This window comes from Streptomyces avidinii (genome assembly GCF_045161815.1).
Taxonomy (GTDB): Bacteria; Actinomycetota; Actinomycetes; order Streptomycetales; family Streptomycetaceae; genus Streptomyces; species Streptomyces avidinii.
Genome location: NZ_CP108863.1, coordinates 6,906,555 through 6,925,090, shown reverse-complemented (window position 1 = coordinate 6,925,090; position 18,536 = coordinate 6,906,555). Strand labels below are relative to the sequence as shown.

Here is an 18,536-nt window from a genome sequence, read left to right as displayed (position 1 = left end):
CCGTCTCGCTACGGGTGCTTACAGACCGGCGGCCGCGCGCAGGGCGTCCACGCGGTCGGTGCGCTCCCAGGTGAAGTCCGGCAGCTCACGGCCGAAGTGGCCGTAGGCGGCGGTCTGGGCGTAGATCGGGCGCAGCAGGTCGAGGTCGCGGATGATCGCGGCCGGGCGCAGGTCGAAGACCTCGCCGATCGCGTCCTCGATCTTCTGGACCTCCACCTTGGCGGTGCCGAAGGTCTCGACGAAGAGACCGACGGGCTCGGCCTTGCCGATGGCGTACGCGACCTGGACCTCGCAGCGCGAGGCGAGACCGGCGGCGACCACGTTCTTGGCGACCCAGCGCATGGCGTAGGCGGCGGAACGGTCGACCTTGGAGGGGTCCTTGCCGGAGAAGGCGCCGCCACCGTGGCGGGCCATGCCGCCGTAGGTGTCGATGATGATCTTGCGGCCCGTGAGGCCGGCGTCGCCCATCGGGCCGCCGATCTCGAAGCGGCCGGTCGGGTTCACCAGGAGGCGGTAACCCTCGGTGTCGAGCTTGATGCCGTCCTCGACGAGCTGGGCCAGGACGTGCTCGACGACGAACTCGCGGATGTCGGGAGCGAGCAGCGAGTCGAGGTCGATGTCCGAGGCGTGCTGCGAGGAGACCACGACGGTGTCCAGGCGCACGGCCTTGTCGCCGTCGTACTCGATGGTGACCTGGGTCTTGCCGTCGGGGCGCAGGTACGGGATGGTCCCGTTCTTGCGGACCTCGGAGAGCCGCTTGGAGAGCCGGTGCGCGATGTGGATCGGCAGCGGCATGAGCTCGGGGGTCTCGTCGCAGGCGTAGCCGAACATCAGGCCCTGGTCGCCGGCGCCCTGCTTGTCGAGCTCGTCCTCGTCACCCTCGACGCGCTTCTCGTAGGCGGTGTCGACGCCCTGCGCGATGTCCGGGGACTGCGCACCGATGGACACCGACACGCCGCAGGAGGCGCCGTCGAAGCCCTTCTTCGAGGAGTCGTAGCCGATCTCGAGGATCTTCTCGCGCACGAGCTGGGCGATCGGCGCGTAGGCCTTCGTCGTCACCTCGCCCGCGATGTGCACGAGACCGGTGGTGATGAGGGTCTCCACGGCGACGCGCGAGGTCGGGTCCTCGGTGAGGAGCGCATCGAGGATCGTGTCGCTGATCTGGTCAGCGATCTTGTCGGGGTGGCCCTCGGTGACGGACTCCGAGGTGAAGAGACGACGGGACACAACGCTCCCTGGGGGTTGCAGCGGCTGCTGGCTGATCATTTGTCGGAACCACATCGGGGGCTGCGCCCGATCACGTTCCGGATGCAGTTTATCGGTCGCCACCGTTCCCGGGACCACCCGTCTCGCCTTATGGGAGCCGTGTGACCTGCGGCACTCCCATTCTTACGTACGGATGTGACCAGGAGAAGGGGAATCGGCCCAGGCGCGTCGCACTACAGCCGGGCCGCCACCTGGTCCCAGATCACCTCGGCCAGCGCTTCCTTCGGACCGTAGGGCACTGGCGTTTCCGACCCGTCGGAGGCCAGGACGACCGCCTCGTTCTCCTCGGAACCAAAGGTGCGGGACTCCCCGACCTCGTTCACGACGAGAAGGTCACACCCCTTGCGCGCGAGCTTGGCCCGGCCGTTCGCGAGGACGTCGTCGGTCTCCGCCGCGAACCCCACCACGACCTGCCCGGCCCGGGCCCGGTCGGCCGAGATTTCCGCGAGAACGTCCGGATTACGCACGAGCGCGACCGGCGCCGGGTCCTGGCCGTCCTTCTTCTTGATCTTCCCGCCCGCGTACTCGGCGGGCCGGAAGTCGGCCACGGCCGCGGCCATCACCACGGCGTCGGCGTTTGCCGCCGCCTTGAGCACGGCCTCCCGCAGCTGTACGGCGGTCCCCACGCGTACGACGTCCACCCCGGCCGGGTCGGCCAGCGCCGTGTTGGCCGCGACCAGGGTGACCCGGGCGCCGCGGGCGACGGCGGTGCGGGCGAGGGCGTAGCCCTGCTTGCCGGAGGAGCGGTTGCCGAGGAACCGGACCGGGTCCAGGGGCTCCCGCGTGCCGCCCGCGCTGATCACCACGTGCCGCCCGGCGAGGTCCGGCCCGGTCGCTCCGCGGGCCGGACCCTGCCTCCTCAAGACGTGGCGGCAGACCTCGAAGATCTCCTCGGGGTCGGGCAGCCGCCCCTTGCCGGTGTCCTTGCCGGTGAGCCTGCCGACGGCGGGCTCGATGACGAGGGCGCCGCGCCGGCGCAGGGTGGCCACGTTCTCCTGGGTGGCGGGGTGCTCCCACATCTCGGTGTGCATCGCGGGTGCGAAGACCACCGGGCAGCGGGCGGTGAGCAGGGTGTTCGTGAGCAGGTCGTCGGCCAGCCCGTGGGCGGCCCTGGCCAGCAGGTCGGCGGTGGCCGGAGCGACGACGACGAGGTCGGCGGACTGTCCGATGCGCACGTGCGGCACCTCGTGGACGGACTCCCACACCTCGGTGGAGGCCGGGTTCCCGGAGAGGGCGGACCAGGTGGCCTCCCCCACGAAGTTCAGGGAGGCCGCGGTGGGCACCACCCGCACGTCGTGGCCGGACTCGGTCAGCCGGCGGAGCAGCTCGCACGCCTTGTAGGCGGCGATCCCGCCACTGACTCCCAGTACGACCTTCGGCTTATCCATCCACGCACTCTCCCTCTGGCTGCGCGCCGTGTCCGACGCGTTCGGCTCTGATCGACGTCGTACCCACCCATGACACACCACAGGCCCGGCAGATGTTCTGCCGGGCCTGTGGTGAAAGGACTTCTGGTGCCTTACTGGGCCGGGGCCTCGATGGCCTCGGAGGTCAGCAGACCCGCGTTGATCTCGCGCAGCGCGATCGAAAGCGGCTTCTCGTGGACGTGGGTGTCCACCAGCGGGCCGACGTACTCGAGCAGGCCCTCACCGAGCTGCGAGTAGTACGCGTTGATCTGACGCGCACGCTTGGCCGCGTAGATCACGAGGCTGTACTTCGAGTCCGTGGCCTCGAGCAGCTCGTCGATCGGCGGGTTGATGATGCCCTCGGGCGCAGTGATGGAAGAGGACACGCTCTACCTTCCGAAGATGGGTGAAAGATGGGGCCGCCCTGGAATCGATCGACGGAAAAGCATCGATCAACGATCAGACAACTGCCATCAAGGCTAGCAGCTCACGCGCCACGTCCTCGACGGAGGTGTTGACCAGGGTGGTGTCGAACTCGGACTCGGCAGCGAGCTCGATCTTGGCGGCGGCGAGCCGGCGCTCGATGACCTCCGCCGATTCGGTGCCCCGACCGGTCAGCCGGCGGACCAGCTCGTCCCAGCTCGGTGGTGCCAGGAAGACCAGCTGGGCGTCGGGCTTGGACTCGCGGACGAGCCGTGCGCCCTGGAGATCGATCTCCAGCAGCACCGGCTCGCCGTTGTCCAGGCGTTCCAGCACCGCGCCGCGGGGAGTGCCGTAGCGGTTGCCCGCGAACTCGGCCCACTCCAGCAGCTCGCCGTTGGCGATCAGCTTGTCGAACTCGTCGTCATTGACGAAGAAGTAGTGGACTCCGTGTCGCTCACCGGGCCGCGGCTTGCGGGTGGTGGCCGACACCGAGAGCCATACCTCGGGGTGAACCTTGCGCATATGCGCGACGACCGTGCTCTTGCCGACCCCTGAAGGGCCGGAGAGCACGGTCAGCCGCGGACGAACCTCTGCTGCCATAGAGCGATTATCCAGGTTCTCGGGACTGCCTGAGAACGCCGGGAGAACTTCAGTCGACGCCTCAGGCGCCGGTGCTGCCGAACTCGCGCTCCAGAGAGGCGATCTGGTTGGAACCGAGACCTCGGACACGCCGGGACTCGGAGATGCCGAGACGCTCCATGATCTGCTTGGCGCGCACCTTGCCCACGCCAGGCAGAGACTCCAGCAGGGCGGAGACCTTCATCTTGCCGATGACGTCGTTCTCCTGGCCCGTCTTGATGACCTCTTGGAGCGAGGCGCCGGAGTGCTTGAGTCGATTCTTCACCTCGGCCCGCTCCCGGCGAGCCGCGGCGGCCTTTTCGAGCGCGGCTGCGCGCTGTTCAGGGGTAAGGGGCGGAAGAGCCACGCCTACGTCACCTCGGATGTCGAACTGTCGGATACGGACCGGTGGGTAACCCAAAGGGCACCCCACCAGGCGAGCTCCCGAACAGCGATGGAACTCGTTCGCTGCGCGTTCACTCTGGTCGGAGACTAGCGGCCAACAACGCTCCAGTCAGCGAGAACGGACGAAAAGTCCTGGTCAGCCTCCACTGAACCGTACATCACGGACAAAATACCCCGGTTTTGTCCGATGAAGAGCGTTCGAGTTTCGCCAGAAAATGCGAGAGGCCCTGCCGCGGAGGTGCGGCAGGGCTTCCCGGGTGAGCGAATTACGCGGAGACGGCCTCGTGGATCTCGTCGGCGAACCGCCGCGCCGAGTCGCGCAGGGCGCTCACGTCCGGACCGTGCTTCAGGACGCCCCGGGACACGTTCGGGACGACGTTGCGCACGGCCTTGCCGAAGACGCCCGGCAGATCCGCCGCCGTCGCGCCCTGCGCACCGATGCCGGGTGCCAGCAGCGGACCGTTGATGTCCAGGTCGAAGGTGGACAGGTCGCCCAGCGTGGCACCGACCACCGCGCCGAAGGAGCCCATGGGGGCGGCGTCCGCGTTCTCCGCCGCCAGGTGCGCCAGCATCGTCGCGCCGATCGTGCGGCCGTCCTCCCGGACCGCCCGCTGGACCTCCGCGCCCTCCGGGTTCGAGGTCAGCGCCAGGACGAACAGACCCGCACCCGACTCCCGGGCCAGGTCCACGGCCGGCTTCAGCGAGCCGTAGCCCAGGTACGGCGAGACCGTCAGCGCGTCCGAGAACAGCGGCGAGGCCGGGTCCAGGAAGGCCGAGGCGTACGCCGCCATGGTGGAGCCGATGTCGCCGCGCTTCGCGTCCATGACCACCAGCGTCCCGGCCGCCCGGGCGTCCGCGACGGTCTTCTCCAGGACGGCCACGCCCTTCGAGCCGAACCGCTCGAAGAAGGCCGACTGCGGCTTGAAGACCGCCACCGACTCGGCGAGCGCCTCGACGACCGTACGGGAGAACCGCTCCAGGCCCGCGATGTCGTCCTGCAGGCCCCACTGCGCCAGCAGGGCGGCGTGCGGGTCGATGCCCACGCACAGCGGGCCCCGGGAGTCCATCGCCGCGCGCAGGCGGGTGCCGAACGGGGTCACAGTCACTTGGTGGCCTTTCGGGTCTCGGCGCCCACCGCTTCGGCGAGCGTCGCGTACGGGCTGTTGGCCAGGCGCGCGGCAAGGCCCTTGTGGATGGCGCGGGCGTAGAACGGGCCCTCGTAGATGAAGGCGCTGTAGCCCTGGATCAGCGTGGCACCGGCCAGGATGCGCTGCCAGGCGTCCTCGGCGTTCTCGATGCCGCCGACCCCGACCAGGACCAGGCGGTCCCCCACCCGTGCGTACAGGCGGCGCAGGACCTCCAGGGAGCGCGCCTTGACGGGGGCGCCGGAGAGTCCGCCGGTCTCCTTCACGAGGGAGGGGGAGGACTTCAGTCCCAGGCCCTCGCGGGCGATGGTGGTGTTCGTCGCGATGATGCCGTCGAGGCCGAGCTCCAGGGCCAGGTCGGCGACCGCGTCGACGTCCTCGTCCGCCAGGTCGGGGGCGATCTTGACCAGCAGCGGTACCCGGCGGTCGGTCACCGTGCGGTCCGCGGCCTCGCGTACGGCCGTCAGCAGCGGGCGCAGCGACTCGGTGGCCTGGAGGTTGCGCAGGCCGGGGGTGTTCGGCGAGGAGACGTTCACGACGAGGTAGTCGGCGTGCCGGGCGAGGCGCTCGGTGGAGGCGACGTAGTCCCCCACGGCCTCCTCCTCGGGCACGACCTTCGTCTTGCCGATGTTGACGCCGACCACGGTCCTGAAGATGGCCTCACGGGCCGCCAGGCGGGCCGCCACGGCCGCCGAGCCCTCGTTGTTGAAGCCCATCCGGTTGATCAGCGCGCGGTCCGGCACGAGGCGGAAGAGCCGCTTCTTGGGGTTGCCGGGCTGCGGCTCGGCCGTGACCGTGCCGATCTCGATGTGGTCGAAGCCGAGCATCGACATGCCGTCGATGGCGACGGCGTTCTTGTCGAAGCCGGCGGCGAGGCCGAAGGGGCCGTGCATGCGCAGGCCGAGGGCCTCGGTGCGGAGCTCCTCGTAGCGCGGGGCCAGGGCGGCCGCGACGAAGGTGCGCAGCACGGGGGTGCGGGCGGCGAGGCGGATCCATCGGAAGGCCAGGTAGTGGGCCTGCTCCGGGTCCATCCGCTTGAAGACCAGGTTGAAGAAGTTTTTGTACATCGTCGGAAAATCCCTCTGCGCTCGTGAAGAGGGGGACACCCGTCGTGAAACCGGTGTCCCCCTCCCCGTGTCCGGGCTGTACGGCCTGCGTCAGTCGCGGGCTGCGGTCAGGTGCTCCGCGTGCTCCTGGAGGGAGCGCACGCCCACGTCGCCGCGGTTGAGCGCGTCGATGCCCTGGACGGCGGCGGCGAGCGCCTGGACCGTGGTCAGGCAGGGCACGCTGCGGGCCACGGCCGCCGTGCGGATCTCGTAGCCGTCGAGGCGGCCGCCGGTGCCGTACGGGGTGTTGACGATCAGGTCGACCTGGCCGTCGTGGATCAGCTGGACGATGGTCTTCTCGCCGTTCGGGCCCTCGCCCTCGCTGAGCTTGCGCACCACGGTGGCGTTGATGCCGTTGCGGCGCAGGACCTCGGCGGTGCCGGAGGTGGCCATCAGCTCGAAGCCGTGGGCGACGAGCTCGCGCGCCGGGAAGATCATCGAGCGCTTGTCGCGGTTGGCGACCGAGATGAAGGCGCGGCCCTTGGTGGGCAGCGGGCCGTAGGCGCCGGCCTGCGACTTGGCGTAGGCGGTGCCGAAGACGGCGTCAATGCCCATGACCTCGCCGGTGGAGCGCATCTCCGGGCCGAGGACGGTGTCCACGCCGCGGCCGTGGATGTCCCGGAAGCGCGACCACGGCATGACGGCCTCCTTGACGGAGATCGGCGCGTCGATCGGCAGGGTGCCGCCGTCGCCGGTCTTCGGCAGCAGGCCCTCGGCGCGCAGCTCGGCGATGGTGGTGCCGAGCGAGATGCGGGCGGCGGCCTTCGCGAGCGGAACGGCGGTGGCCTTCGAGGTGAAGGGGACGGTCCGGGAGGCGCGCGGGTTGGCCTCCAGGACGTAGAGGATGTCCCCCGCCATCGCGAACTGGATGTTGATCAGGCCGCGGACGCCGACGCCCTTGGCGATGGCCTCGGTGGAGGCGCGCAGGCGCTTGATGTCGTAGCCGCCGAGGGTGATCGGGGGCAGGGCGCAGGCGGAGTCGCCGGAGTGGATGCCGGCTTCCTCGATGTGCTCCATGACGCCGCCGAGGTAGAGCTCGTGGCCGTCGTAGAGGGCGTCGACGTCGATCTCGATCGCGTCGTCGAGGAAGCGGTCGACCAGCACGGGGCGGGTCGGCGAGATCTCGGTGGACTCGGCGATGTACGACTCGAGGCGGGTCTCGTCGTAGACGATCTCCATGCCGCGGCCGCCGAGCACGTAGGACGGGCGCACCAGGACCGGGTAGCCGATCTCGTCGGCGATCGCCTTCGCGCCCGCGAAGGTGGTGGCGGTGCCGTGCTTGGGGGCCGGCAGTCCGGCGTCGGCGAGGACCTGGCCGAAGGCGCCGCGGTCCTCGGCGGCGTGGATGGCCTCCGGGGAGGTGCCGACGACGGGGACGCCGTTGTCCTTGAGGGCCTGGGCGAGGCCCAGCGGGGTCTGGCCGCCCAGCTGGACGATGACACCGGCGATGGGGCCGGCCAGCGACTCGGCGTGGACGATCTCCAGCACGTCCTCGAGCGTGAGCGGCTCGAAGTACAGGCGGTCGGAGGTGTCGTAGTCGGTGGAGACGGTCTCCGGGTTGCAGTTGACCATCACGGTCTCGTAGCCGGCGTCGCTGAGGGCGAAGGAGGCGTGGACGCAGGAGTAGTCGAACTCGATGCCCTGGCCGATGCGGTTCGGGCCGGAGCCCAGGATGATCACCGCGGGCTTGGTGCGGGGCGCGACCTCGGACTCCTCGTCGTACGAGGAGTAGAAGTACGGGGTCTTCGCGGCGAACTCGGCGGCGCAGGTGTCGACCGTCTTGTAGACCGGGCGGACGCCGAGGGCGTGCCGGACCTCGCGGACGACGTCCTCGCGCAGACCGCGGATCTCGGCGATCTGGGCGTCGGAGAAGCCGTGGCGCTTGGCCTCGGCGAGCAGCTCGGGCTGCAGCTTCTCGGCGGCGGCGAGCTCGTCCGCGATCTCCTTGATGAGGAAGAGCTGGTCGACGAACCAGGGGTCGATCTTCGTGAACTCGAAGACCTCCTCCTGGGTGGCGCCGGCGCGGATGGCCTGCATGACGGTGTTGATGCGGCCGTCGGTCGGGCGGACCGCGGTGCGCAGCAGCTCGTCCTTGTCGCCGGTGGGGCCGACGAAGGTGAACTGCGAGCCCTTCTTCTCCAGGGAGCGCAGGGCCTTCTGGAGGGCCTCGGTGAAGTTGCGGCCGATGGCCATGGCCTCGCCGACCGACTTCATGGTGGTGGTGAGGGTGGCGTCGGCCAGCGGGAACTTCTCGAAGGCGAAGCGCGGGGCCTTGACGACGACGTAGTCGAGGGACGGCTCGAAGGAGGCCGGGGTCTTCTCGGTGATGTCGTTGGGGACCTCGTCGAGCGTGTAGCCGATGGCCAGCTTGGCGGCGATCTTGGCGATCGGGAAGCCGGTGGCCTTCGACGCGAGCGCCGAGGATCGGGAGACGCGCGGGTTCATCTCGATGACGATGACGCGGCCGTCGGCCGGGTCGATCGCGAACTGGATGTTGCAGCCGCCGGTGTCGACGCCGACCTCGCGGATGATCGCGATGCCGATGTCGCGCAGCCGCTGGTACTCGCGGTCGGTGAGGGTCATCGCCGGGGCGACGGTGATCGAGTCACCGGTGTGGACGCCCATCGGGTCGAAGTTCTCGATGGAGCAGACGACGACCACGTTGTCCTTGGTGTCGCGCATCAGCTCCAGCTCGTACTCCTTCCAGCCGAGGATGGACTCCTCCAGGAGCACCTCGGTGGTCGGGGAGAGCGTGAGGCCCTGGCCGGCGATGCGGCGCAGCTCGTCCTCGTCGTGGGCGAAGCCGGAGCCGGCGCCGCCCATGGTGAAGGAGGGGCGCACGACGACGGGGTAACCGCCGAGGGTGTCGACGCCCTTGATGACGTCGTCCATCGAGTGGCAGATGACCGAGCGGGCGGACTCGCCGTATCCGATCTTGGCCTTGACGGCCTCGACGACGCCCTTGAAGAGCTCGCGGTCCTCGCCCTTGTTGATGGCCTCGACGTTGGCGCCGATGAGCTCGACGCCGTACTTCTCCAGCACACCCTGCTCGTGCATGGAGATGGCGGTGTTGAGCGCGGTCTGGCCGCCGAGGGTCGGGAGCAGCGCGTCGGGGCGCTCCTTCGCGATGATCTTCTCGACGAACTCGGGGGTGATCGGCTCGACGTACGTGGCGTCGGCGATCTCCGGGTCGGTCATGATCGTCGCGGGGTTGGAGTTGACCAGGATGACCCGCAGGCCCTCGGCCTTGAGGATGCGGCAGGCCTGGGTGCCGGAGTAGTCGAACTCGGCGGCCTGTCCGATGACGATCGGGCCGGAGCCGATGACCAGGACGGACTGGATATCGGTGCGCTTAGGCACGCTCGGCCTCCATCTGGGCGGTGCTCATCAAAGACGTGAATCGGTCGAAGAGGTACGCGGCGTCGTGCGGGCCGGCGGCCGCCTCGGGGTGGTACTGGACGCTGAAGGCCGGCTGGTCGAGCAGCTGGAGGCCTTCGACGACGTTGTCGTTCAGGCAGACGTGGGAGACCTCGGCGCGGCCGTAGGCGGTCTCGGAGACCTTGTCGAGGGGCGCGTCGACGGCGAAGCCGTGGTTGTGCGCGGTGACCTCGACCTTGCCGGTGGTGCGGTCCTGGACCGGCTGGTTGATGCCGCGGTGGCCGTACTTCAGCTTGTAGGTGCCGAAGCCGAGCGCGCGGCCCAGGATCTGGTTGCCGAAGCAGATGCCGAAGAGCGGCGTCCTGCGCTCCAGCACGCCCTGCATGACGGCGACGGGGCCGTCGGCGGTCGCCGGGTCGCCCGGGCCGTTGGAGAAGAACACGCCGTCGGGGTTGACCGCGTACACGTCCTCGATGGTGGCGGTGGCGGGCAGCACGTGGACCTCGATGCCGCGCTCGGCCATCCGGTGCGGGGTCATGCCCTTGATGCCGAGGTCGACGGCGGCGACGGTGAAGCGCTTCTCGCCGATCGCGGGGACGACGTACGCCTCCTTGGTGGCGACCTCGGCGGAGAGGTTCGCGCCCTTCATCTGCGGCTGCGACTTGACCTTGGCCAGCAGGGCCTCGTCGCGGATGCCGACCCAGGCCTCGCCGGAGAAGATGCCGACGCGCATGGCGCCGCGCTCGCGCAGGTGGCGGGTCAGGGCGCGGGTGTCGATGCCGGAGATCCCGACGACGCCCTGCTTGACGAGTTCCTCGTCGAGCGAGCGCTGCGAGCGCCAGTTGGAGGGGACGCGGGCGGGGTCGCGTACGACGTAGCCGGCGACCCAGATGCGGGAGGACTCGGGGTCCTCGTCGTTGACGCCGGTGTTGCCCACGTGCGGGGCGGTCATCACGACGACCTGCCGGTGGTACGACGGGTCGGTGAGGGTCTCCTGGTAGCCGGTCATGCCGGTGGAGAACACGGCCTCGCCGAAGGTCTCCCCCACAGCGCCGTAGGCGCGGCCGCGGAAGATCCGACCGTCCTCCAGGACGAGTACGGCGGGAGCTTTGGCTGCTCCCCTGGTGGAGGTCGTCATCGTTCGGCGCCTTCCGTCGTGATGGATGAGTTCTGTGTTGTCAGCGTGCTGATGCCCTCGACCCAGGCGGCGTGTTCGGCCGCGCGGTCGGAGCGGAATCCGGAGTCGATCAGCTTGTCGCCGTGCGCCCAGGTGACGATGAGCAGACCGCCCTCGGTGAGTACCTTGCCCGCGATTCCCTTGTCGAGGCGGGCGCCGCGCAGCTGCGCGGCCGGTACGAAGAAGTCGCCCGCCCCCGGTCGGACCACGTCGAGGCCCGCGTCGGTGAGCGTGAGCTCGACCCGGCTGCGCAGGCCCAGACCGTGGGCGACGATCCGGTCGAGCCACTGTCCGGCGGTGGTGGAGCCGTGGTACCGGCCGGTCAGGGCCAGCCGGTGCTCGGGGAGACCGTCGGGTGCGGCGGGCAGCTCCGGCAGATCGTTCTGCAGAGCGCCGCGCCATTTCCAGCCCTGCCGCATCAGCCAGTACACGAACACGATGAAGACGACCAGGCCGATCACCCACGCGATGCGGGCGCCGACGCTGGTCACCTCCGCCGACTGTCGTTCGGCGGCCTCGGCGGCCAGTTGGATTACTGCAGGTGTCACGCCAGTTTCCCGTCCACGACCGTTGCCCGGCCCCGCAGGAAGGTGTGAGTGACGCGCCCCGGCAGCTCACGGCCCTCGTAAGGCGTGTTGCGGCTGCGGGAGGCGAAATGTGCGGGGTCCACGACACCACGGTACGAGGTATCGACCAAGGTCAGGTTCGCGGGTTCACCTGCCGAGACGGGGCGGCCGTGGTTCTCCAGGCTGCCGATGCGCGCCGGAGCGAAGGACATCCGCTCGGCGACGCCCGCCCAGTCGAGCAGTCCGGTCTCCACCATCGTCTGCTGGACGACGGAGAGCGCGGTCTCCAGGCCGACCATGCCCATGGCGGCGGCGGCCCACTCGCAGTCCTTGTCCTCGTGCGGGTGCGGGGCGTGGTCGGTGGCGACGATGTCGATCGTGCCGTCGGCGAGCGCCTCGCGCAGGGCCAGCACGTCGCGCTCGGTGCGCAGCGGCGGGTTGACCTTGTAGACCGCGTTGTACGAGCGCACGAGCTCCTCGGTGAGGAGGAGGTGGTGCGGGGTGACCTCGGCGGTGACGTCGATGCCGCGGGACTTGGCCCAGCGGACGATCTCGACGGAGCCGGCCGTGGAGAGGTGGCAGATGTGGACGCGGGAGCCGACGTGCTCGGCGAGCAGGACGTCGCGGGCGATGATCGACTCCTCGGCGACAGCCGGCCAGCCGCCGAGACCGAGTTCGGCGGAGACGATGCCCTCGTTCATCTGGGCACCCTCGGTGAGGCGGGGCTCCTGGGCGTGCTGGGCGACGACGCCGCCGAACGCCTTCACGTACTCCAGGGCGCGGCGCATGATCACGGCGTCGTCCACGCACTTGCCGTCGTCGGAGAAGACGGTGACGCGGGCGGCGGACTCGTGCATGGCGCCGAGCTCGGAGAGCTGCTTGCCCTCCAGGCCGACGGTGACGGCGCCGATGGGCTGCACGTCGCAGTAGCCGGACTCCTTGCCCAGGCGCCAGACCTGCTCGACGACGCCGGCGGTGTCGGCGACCGGGAAGGTGTTCGCCATGGCGAACACCGCGGTGTAGCCGCCGGAGGCGGCGGCACGGGTGCCGGTGAGGACCGTCTCGGAGTCCTCGCGGCCGGGCTCGCGCAGGTGGGTGTGCAGGTCGACGAGGCCGGGAAGGAGCACCTGGCCCTCGGCCTCGATGACGGTCGCGCCCTCGGCGGAGAGGTTCGGGCCGACCTGGGCGATGGTCTCGCCGTCGATCAGGACGTCCTGCGCCTCGCCGCCGAGTACCTTCGCGCCACGGATAAGGATCTTGCTCATGGTTACTTGCTCTCCTCGGTACGCGTGGCTGCGGGGGTGGTGGTGACGGCGGGCTCGGAGCCGCCGAGCAGCAGGTACAGGACGGCCATCCGGGTGGAGACGCCGTTGGCGACCTGCTCGACGGCGGTGCAGCGGTCGGAGTCGGCGACCTGGGCGGTGATCTCCATGCCGCGGTTCATCGGGCCGGGGTGCATCACGATGGCGTGCTCGGGCATCTTCGCCATGCGGTCGCCGTCGAGCCCGTACCGGCGGGAGTACTCGCGCTCGGTCGGGAAGAAGGCGGCGTTCATGCGTTCGCGCTGCACACGCAGCATCATCACCGCATCGGACTTCGGCAGCACGTCGTCGAGGCTGTACGAGACCTCGCACGGCCAGGTCTCGACGCCGATCGGGACGAGCGTGGGCGGGGCCACCAGGGTGACCTCGGCGCCGAGGGTGTGCAGCAGGTGGACGTTGGAGCGGGCCACGCGGCTGTGCAGGATGTCGCCGACGATGGTGATCCGGCGGCCGTTCAGGTCCTTGCCGAGGCCGGCGTCGCGGCCGACCAGGCGGCGGCGCATGGTGAAGGCGTCCAGCAGGGCCTGGGTGGGGTGCTCGTGGGTGCCGTCGCCGGCGTTGACGACGGCGGAGTCGATCCAGCCGGAGGTCGCGAGCCGGTAGGGGGCGCCGGAGGCGTGGTGGCGGATGACGACCGCGTCGGCTCCCATGGCCTCCAGGGTGAGCGCGGTGTCCTTCAGGGATTCGCCCTTGGAAACGGACGAACCCTTGGCGGAGAAGTTGATGACATCGGCAGAGAGCCGCTTGGCGGCCGCCTCGAAGGAGATCCGGGTACGGGTCGAGTCCTCGAAGAAGAGGTTGACGACGGTGAGGCCGCGCAGGGTGGGCAGCTTCTTGATCGGCCGGTCCGCGACGCGGGCCATCTCCTCGGCGGTGTCGAGGATCAGGACGGCGTCGTCGCGCGTGAGATCGGCGGCCGAGATGAGGTGGCGCTTCATCTGGATGGCTCCGTAGGTCGGGAGGGCAGGCGGACTGACGGGCGGAGGTGCGTGCGGGCAGGGCAGGCCGCGGCGCGGGCCCGGTCGGGGCCCGTCACTCGGACGGTCTACTGCCCTGCGGCCGGGGCGGTCCGCTGGCCGAGCAGCACGGCGTCACGGCCGTCCTCCTCCTGGAGCTGGACCTTGACGGTCTCCCGCAGCGACGTGGGGAGGTTCTTGCCGACGTAGTCGGCGCGGATCGGCAGTTCGCGGTGGCCTCTGTCGACGAGGACCGCGAGCTGCACGGCGCGGGGGCGGCCGAGGTCGCCCAGGGCGTCGAGGGCGGCACGGATGGTGCGGCCGGAGAAGAGCACGTCGTCGACGAGGACGACCAGGCGGCCGTCGAGGTCGTCGCCGGGGATCTCGGTGCGACCGATCGCGCGGGCGGGCTTCATCCGCAGGTCGTCGCGGTACATGGTGATGTCGAGGGAGCCGACCGGGATCTTCGTACCGGTGATCTCTTCGAGCTTGGCGGCCAGCCGGCGGGCGAGGTAGACACCGCGGGTGGGAATGCCGAGGAGCACCACGTCGTCGGCGCCCTTGGCGCGTTCGACGATCTCGTGGGCGATGCGGGTCAGGACCCGCGCGATGTCCTGCGCGTCCAGCACGGGGCGCATGGAATCGGTGTGCTGCTGAGTGTCCATGAAAAGGACCTCCTTCTCCGCCTCACGGGACGGACCTTAAAGGACGTCTGATGTACGTCTCACACGGTACCAGGGAGAGTCCGGTGACTCGGACCGGGCCGGAACGGAACGGCTCTCACACGGCTGCCGGGAGTGACCCCCCGAGGGGCGACCAAGACCATTCGGCTTGACGCATCCAAGTAACGCTGCGTAACCTCACAGTGAGTTACCAGCCGCGCGGCGGAGCCGCACGTAGTTACGTAGTCGCAGTGTCCATCAGTCACAGCGTCACAGCGTCCGGGAGCGTTATGTCCAGCGAATACGCCAAACAGCTCGGGGCCAAGCTCCGCGCCATCCGCACCCAGCAGGGCCTTTCCCTCCACGGTGTCGAGGAGAAGTCCCAGGGCCGGTGGAAGGCCGTCGTGGTCGGTTCGTACGAGCGCGGGGACCGCGCCGTGACCGTCCAGCGTCTTGCCGAGCTGGCGGACTTCTACGGGGTTCCGGTTCAGGAACTGCTGCCGGGCACGACTCCCGGCGGGGCGGCCGAGCCGCCGCCGAAGCTGCGTCTCGACCTGGAGCGCCTGGCGGGCGTCCCCGCCGAGAAGGCCGGCCCGCTGCAGCGCTACGCCGCGACGATCCAGAGCCAGCGCGGCGACTACAACGGCAAGGTGCTGTCGATCCGCCAGGACGACCTGCGCACCCTCGCCGTGATCTACGACCAGTCCCCGTCGGTCCTGACCGAGCAGCTGATCAGCTGGGGCGTCCTGGACGCGGACGCCCGTCGTGCGGTGGCGCACGAGGAACTCTGAGTTCCGGGCCCCAGACCAGCAGAAACGTTTACCGGTGGGCGCCGAACCCTTGCGGGGGTCCGGCGCCCGCCGGTTTTTCGTTCGCTCGCGCCCCCATACGGAAGGGCCCGCAACGATGCCGTTGCGGGCCCTTCCGTATGGCGGTGCCGGCGCCGGGCCGTGCGGTCAGCTCTCGCTGCGCCGCAGGTTCGGCTTCAGGTCCTTGAAGCGGGCCAGCAGGCCGTTCACGAACGAGGGGGACTCGTCCGTCGAGAACTCCTTGGCCAGCTGGACGGCCTCGTCGATGGCCACGGCGTCCGGGGTGTCGTCCACCCAGATCAGCTCGTAGGCACCGAGCCGCAGGATGTTCCGGTCGGCGACCGGCATGCGGTCGATGTCCCAGTCCACGGCGTAGGTGACGATCAGGTCGTCGATGCGGTTCACCTTGTCGGCGTAACCCTCGACGAGATCCATCGTGAAGGCGCTGACCGGCGGCTGCCGGTCGTCCGACCGCGCGTGACGGATCCAGTCCGCGAGCACCTCGCGTACGGGCACCCCGCGCTGGTCGGCCTCGAAAAGGATCTGGAAGGCGCGCTTGCGCGCATTGCTCCGAGCAGCCACGGGTTAGTTGCTCTTCCGGCCGAGGTAGTCGCTGGTGCGGGTGTCGACCTTGACCGTCTCGCCGGTGGTGACGAAGAGCGGGACCTGGATCTCGTAGCCCGTCTCCAGCGTGGCGGGCTTGGTGCCACCGGTGGAGCGGTCGCCCTGGACGCCCGGGTCGGTGTGCTCGATCTTGAGCTCGACCGCGGCCGGGAGCTCGACGTAGAGCACCTCGCCCTCGTGCTGGGCGACGGAGGCGGTGAAGCCCTCGATCAGGAAGTTGGCGGCGTCGCCGACAGCCTTCTTGTCGACCATCAGCTGGTCGAAGGTGCTCATGTCCATGAAGACGAAGTACTCGCCGTCCATGTAAGAGAACTGCATGTCACGGCGGTCGATGGTGGCCGTCTCGACCTTGGTGCCGGCGTTGAACGTCTTGTCGACGACCTTGCCGGACATCACGCTCTTCAGCTTGGTACGCACGAAGGCCGGGCCCTTGCCGGGCTTGACGTGCTGGAACTCGACGACGGACCAGAGCTGGCCCCCGTCGAGCTTCAGCACCATGCCGTTCTTGAGGTCGTTCGTGGAAGCCACGGTTGCGGAATCTCCTGCACTGGAAGACCACGGGTGCGCGCACGGACCGGCAGAGCCGGCTAGAGCGCGAGCAGCTCCTTGGTCGTAATGGTGAGTAGCTCGGGACCGCCGTCCGCCTCGGGGCGTACGACGAGCGTGTCATCGATCCGGACACCTCCCCGGCCCGGGAGGTGAACCCCCGGTTCGACGGTGACCGGCACGCAAGCGTCCAGTTTACCCATTGCCGTAGGTGCAAGCTGCGGGTCCTCGTCGATTTCGAGGCCCACGCCGTGTCCGGTCGACGGAGCCAGGGCTTCCGCGTGCCCTGCCGAGTCCAGGACGGAGCGTGCGGCATGGTCCACGTCCCGGTACGCGGCCCCCGGCAACAGGGCCTCGCGCCCGGCCCGCTGGGCGGTGAAGACGAGGTCGTACAGCTCGATCTGCCAGTCGGCCGGGCTGGTGCCGATCACGAAGGTCCGCCCGATCTCGCACCGGTAGCCGCGGTAGTTGGCGCCCAGGCAGACCGTGAGGAAGTCGCTCTCCTCCACCCTGCGGTCGGAGGGCCGGTGCCGGGAGCGGCCCGAGTGCGGGCCGGTGCCGACGGAGGTGGGGAAGGCGGGGCCGTCCGCCCCGTGGTCGACGAGCCTGCGTTCCAGCTCCAGGGCGAGGTGCCGTTCGGTACGTCCCACGAGGATGGACTCCAGCAGCTCGCCGAGGGCCTGGTCGGCGATCTCCGCGGCGATCCGCAGGCAGGCGATCTCCTCCTCGTCCTTGACGAGGCGCTGCTGCTCGACGGCGGTGCCGAGGTCCGCGAGGCGCAGCTTGGGCGCCACGGAGCGCAGGGCCCGGTGCCGGCCGACGGTGAGGTGGTGTTCCTCCACGGCGAGCGACTCGGCGCGCAGGGCGGCGGCCAGGTCGGCGGCGGCGACGGCCGGATCACCGCCGGGGCTGTCGAGGACGGAGACGTCCAGGCGTTCGTCGAGGCGGCCCTCGTCGGCCTCGCCGGTGGGCGCACCGGCGCAGAAGAGCATGTCCTCGGCGGGGCCGACGAGCAGCACCGCGCCGAGCGGGGACGCCCCGGAGAGGTAGCGGACGTTCGCCGGACGCGTGATCAGTGCGGCGGCGTTCCCCGCGGCGGCGCATCGGTCGCGAAGCAGGCTCCGGCGGGCGGCGTACACGTCTGACATGTCTTCGAGCGTACGAGCGCCCGCGGGATCCGGCCCGGCGAGCGCGTCCGGACGGGCCCCGGGGCATCCGGCGGTGTCCGGCGGGGTGCCCGAAGGAGCGTGCGGCCGGGCGTCCGACGGCGTGTGCGGCGGGGCGTCCGGCGGGATGAGGTCCTACCAGCCGCCGGGAGCCGCCAGGGCGCGGGCCAGTGCCTCGTCGAGGGCGCGGGCGGTGCCTTCGACGTCGAGGTGGGAGTTGTCGATGATCGGCAGGCCGGAGCCGTACCAGCCGGCCATCCGGCCGTGGATCCGCGCGACCTCCTCGTCGGAGAGCCGGCGGTTGCCGGAGCGGGCCGCGTTGCGCTCCAGGACGATCTCCAGGCCGGGCAGGAGCACCACGGGCAGCAGGGTCGGACCCACGTGCCGCTTCCAGCCGCCGAGCCCGACGACGGGCCGGTCGGGGAAGACGGCGTCGTCCAGGATGCAGGAGATGCCGTTCGCCAGGTAGTTGCGGGCGGCGAAGCCGCAGGTGCGGCGTGCGAGCCGGTACTGGGCCTCGGAGTGCTCGTTCCAGCCCGCCTGCGGGTCCGCGAAGCCGGAGCAGACCCACTCGCGGACGTCGTCCAGGCTCACGTGGGCGGTCGGTACCGGCCGGGTGCCGGCCCAGTGCCGGGCGACGGTGGTCTTCCCGGCGCCGGCCGGACCGATCAGCAGCACGGCGAGGACGGCCCCGCCGGTACCCGCCACGGCGGGCGGCAGCGGGATGTGCCCGGTGGGCTCCGGCACGGGAGGCACGGGTTGCGACGGATACGACGGCTGCTGCTGATGGGGCTGGTGGGGCGGCTGGTGCGGAGACTGCGGCGGGGGCGACCCCGGCCAGCCCTGCGCCGGGGGTATCGGCGGCTGCGGGGGCGCCGACGGGTGCGGTCCCGGCTGCCACCGGCCCGCTCCCCCGCCCCCCACTCCGTGCTGCATCCGCTGCCACTCCATCTCGTTCCGG

Annotated in this window: 18 protein-coding genes; 1 reads left to right on the top strand and 17 read right to left on the bottom strand. The window is 70.2% G+C overall.

The annotated features are described in order from the left end of the window. Positions 1-18 precede the first annotated feature (18 nt). The 13 genes from metK to pyrR form a co-directional block, all read right to left on the bottom strand. Positions 19-1,227: a methionine adenosyltransferase gene (gene metK, locus OG373_RS31300; protein WP_189972632.1), complete on the bottom strand. Its 1,209-nt coding sequence runs from the start codon at positions 1,225-1,227 to the stop codon at positions 19-21. A 212-nt stretch (positions 1,228-1,439) separates the two neighbouring features. Next, positions 1,440-2,654 carry a bifunctional phosphopantothenoylcysteine decarboxylase/phosphopantothenate--cysteine ligase CoaBC gene (coaBC, locus tag OG373_RS31295; RefSeq protein WP_405441695.1) on the bottom strand — a complete coding sequence of 405 codons (1,215 nt, stop codon included), beginning with the start codon at positions 2,652-2,654 and terminating at the stop codon, positions 1,440-1,442. A 131-nt stretch (positions 2,655-2,785) separates the two neighbouring features. Next, positions 2,786-3,058, bottom strand: a complete 273-nt coding sequence (rpoZ, locus tag OG373_RS31290; protein WP_004948662.1) for a DNA-directed RNA polymerase subunit omega — start codon at positions 3,056-3,058, stop codon at positions 2,786-2,788. A gap of 73 nt (positions 3,059-3,131) precedes the next feature. Continuing rightward, the gene (gmk, locus tag OG373_RS31285; RefSeq protein ID WP_030008745.1) at positions 3,132-3,695 is read right to left on the bottom strand and encodes a guanylate kinase; all 564 of its coding nucleotides are present in this window, start codon (positions 3,693-3,695) and stop codon (positions 3,132-3,134) included. Between the two features lie 61 nt (positions 3,696-3,756). Continuing rightward, complete coding sequence (locus OG373_RS31280) at positions 3,757-4,080, bottom strand: integration host factor (RefSeq protein ID WP_030008746.1); 324 nt, start codon at positions 4,078-4,080, stop codon at positions 3,757-3,759. Positions 4,081-4,384: 304 nt separating this feature from the next. Further along, entirely contained in the window at positions 4,385-5,224 is an 840-nt protein-coding gene (gene pyrF, locus OG373_RS31275) for an orotidine-5'-phosphate decarboxylase (RefSeq protein ID WP_405441692.1), read from the bottom strand. Beyond that, positions 5,221-6,330 carry a quinone-dependent dihydroorotate dehydrogenase gene (locus OG373_RS31270; RefSeq protein ID WP_405441690.1) on the bottom strand — a complete coding sequence of 370 codons (1,110 nt, stop codon included), beginning with the start codon at positions 6,328-6,330 and terminating at the stop codon, positions 5,221-5,223. The genes pyrF and OG373_RS31270 overlap by 4 nt, the downstream gene beginning before the upstream one ends. Positions 6,331-6,420: 90 nt before the next feature. Next, a complete protein-coding gene (carB, locus tag OG373_RS31265; RefSeq protein ID WP_405441688.1) occupies positions 6,421-9,729 on the bottom strand; it encodes a carbamoyl-phosphate synthase large subunit in 3,309 nt (1,102 codons plus the stop codon). Next, the gene (gene carA, locus OG373_RS31260) at positions 9,722-10,885 is read right to left on the bottom strand and encodes a glutamine-hydrolyzing carbamoyl-phosphate synthase small subunit (RefSeq protein WP_405441686.1); all 1,164 of its coding nucleotides are present in this window, start codon (positions 10,883-10,885) and stop codon (positions 9,722-9,724) included. Before carA ends, carB begins: the two co-directional genes overlap by 8 nt. Continuing rightward, positions 10,882-11,472, bottom strand: a complete 591-nt coding sequence (locus OG373_RS31255; protein WP_405441684.1) for a hypothetical protein — start codon at positions 11,470-11,472, stop codon at positions 10,882-10,884. The genes carA and OG373_RS31255 overlap by 4 nt, the downstream gene beginning before the upstream one ends. Then, on the bottom strand, positions 11,469-12,755 hold the full coding sequence (locus tag OG373_RS31250; protein ID WP_397733329.1) for a dihydroorotase: 1,287 nt from the start codon (positions 12,753-12,755) through the stop codon (positions 11,469-11,471). Before OG373_RS31250 ends, OG373_RS31255 begins: the two co-directional genes overlap by 4 nt. A 2-nt stretch (positions 12,756-12,757) precedes the next feature. Next, complete coding sequence (locus OG373_RS31245; RefSeq protein ID WP_397733327.1) at positions 12,758-13,750, bottom strand: aspartate carbamoyltransferase catalytic subunit; 993 nt, start codon at positions 13,748-13,750, stop codon at positions 12,758-12,760. A gap of 107 nt (positions 13,751-13,857) precedes the next feature. Next, positions 13,858-14,433 carry a bifunctional pyr operon transcriptional regulator/uracil phosphoribosyltransferase PyrR gene (pyrR, locus tag OG373_RS31240; protein ID WP_397733325.1) on the bottom strand — a complete coding sequence of 192 codons (576 nt, stop codon included), beginning with the start codon at positions 14,431-14,433 and terminating at the stop codon, positions 13,858-13,860. Positions 14,434-14,720: 287 nt separating this feature from the next. On the opposite strand from pyrR, the gene bldD reads away from it, so the two are divergent. Further along, positions 14,721-15,221 (top strand): transcriptional regulator BldD, encoded by a 501-nt coding sequence (bldD, locus tag OG373_RS31235; RefSeq protein ID WP_030008755.1) that lies wholly within the window; start codon positions 14,721-14,723, stop codon positions 15,219-15,221. Positions 15,222-15,386: 165 nt separating this feature from the next. Here the strand turns inward: bldD and nusB are convergent, their stop codons facing one another. From nusB to OG373_RS31215, 4 genes are all read right to left on the bottom strand, one after another. After that, a complete protein-coding gene (gene nusB / locus OG373_RS31230) occupies positions 15,387-15,821 on the bottom strand; it encodes a transcription antitermination factor NusB (protein WP_405441681.1) in 435 nt (144 codons plus the stop codon). Between the two features lie 3 nt (positions 15,822-15,824). Beyond that, on the bottom strand, positions 15,825-16,391 hold the full coding sequence (efp, locus tag OG373_RS31225) for an elongation factor P (RefSeq protein WP_189972641.1): 567 nt from the start codon (positions 16,389-16,391) through the stop codon (positions 15,825-15,827). Between the two features lie 59 nt (positions 16,392-16,450). Continuing rightward, positions 16,451-17,557 carry an aminopeptidase P family protein gene (locus tag OG373_RS31220; protein WP_405441680.1) on the bottom strand — a complete coding sequence of 369 codons (1,107 nt, stop codon included), beginning with the start codon at positions 17,555-17,557 and terminating at the stop codon, positions 16,451-16,453. A gap of 153 nt (positions 17,558-17,710) precedes the next feature. Beyond that, on the bottom strand, positions 17,711-18,511 hold the full coding sequence (locus OG373_RS31215; RefSeq protein ID WP_405441678.1) for an AAA family ATPase: 801 nt from the start codon (positions 18,509-18,511) through the stop codon (positions 17,711-17,713). Between the last annotated feature and the right edge of the window lie 25 nt (positions 18,512-18,536).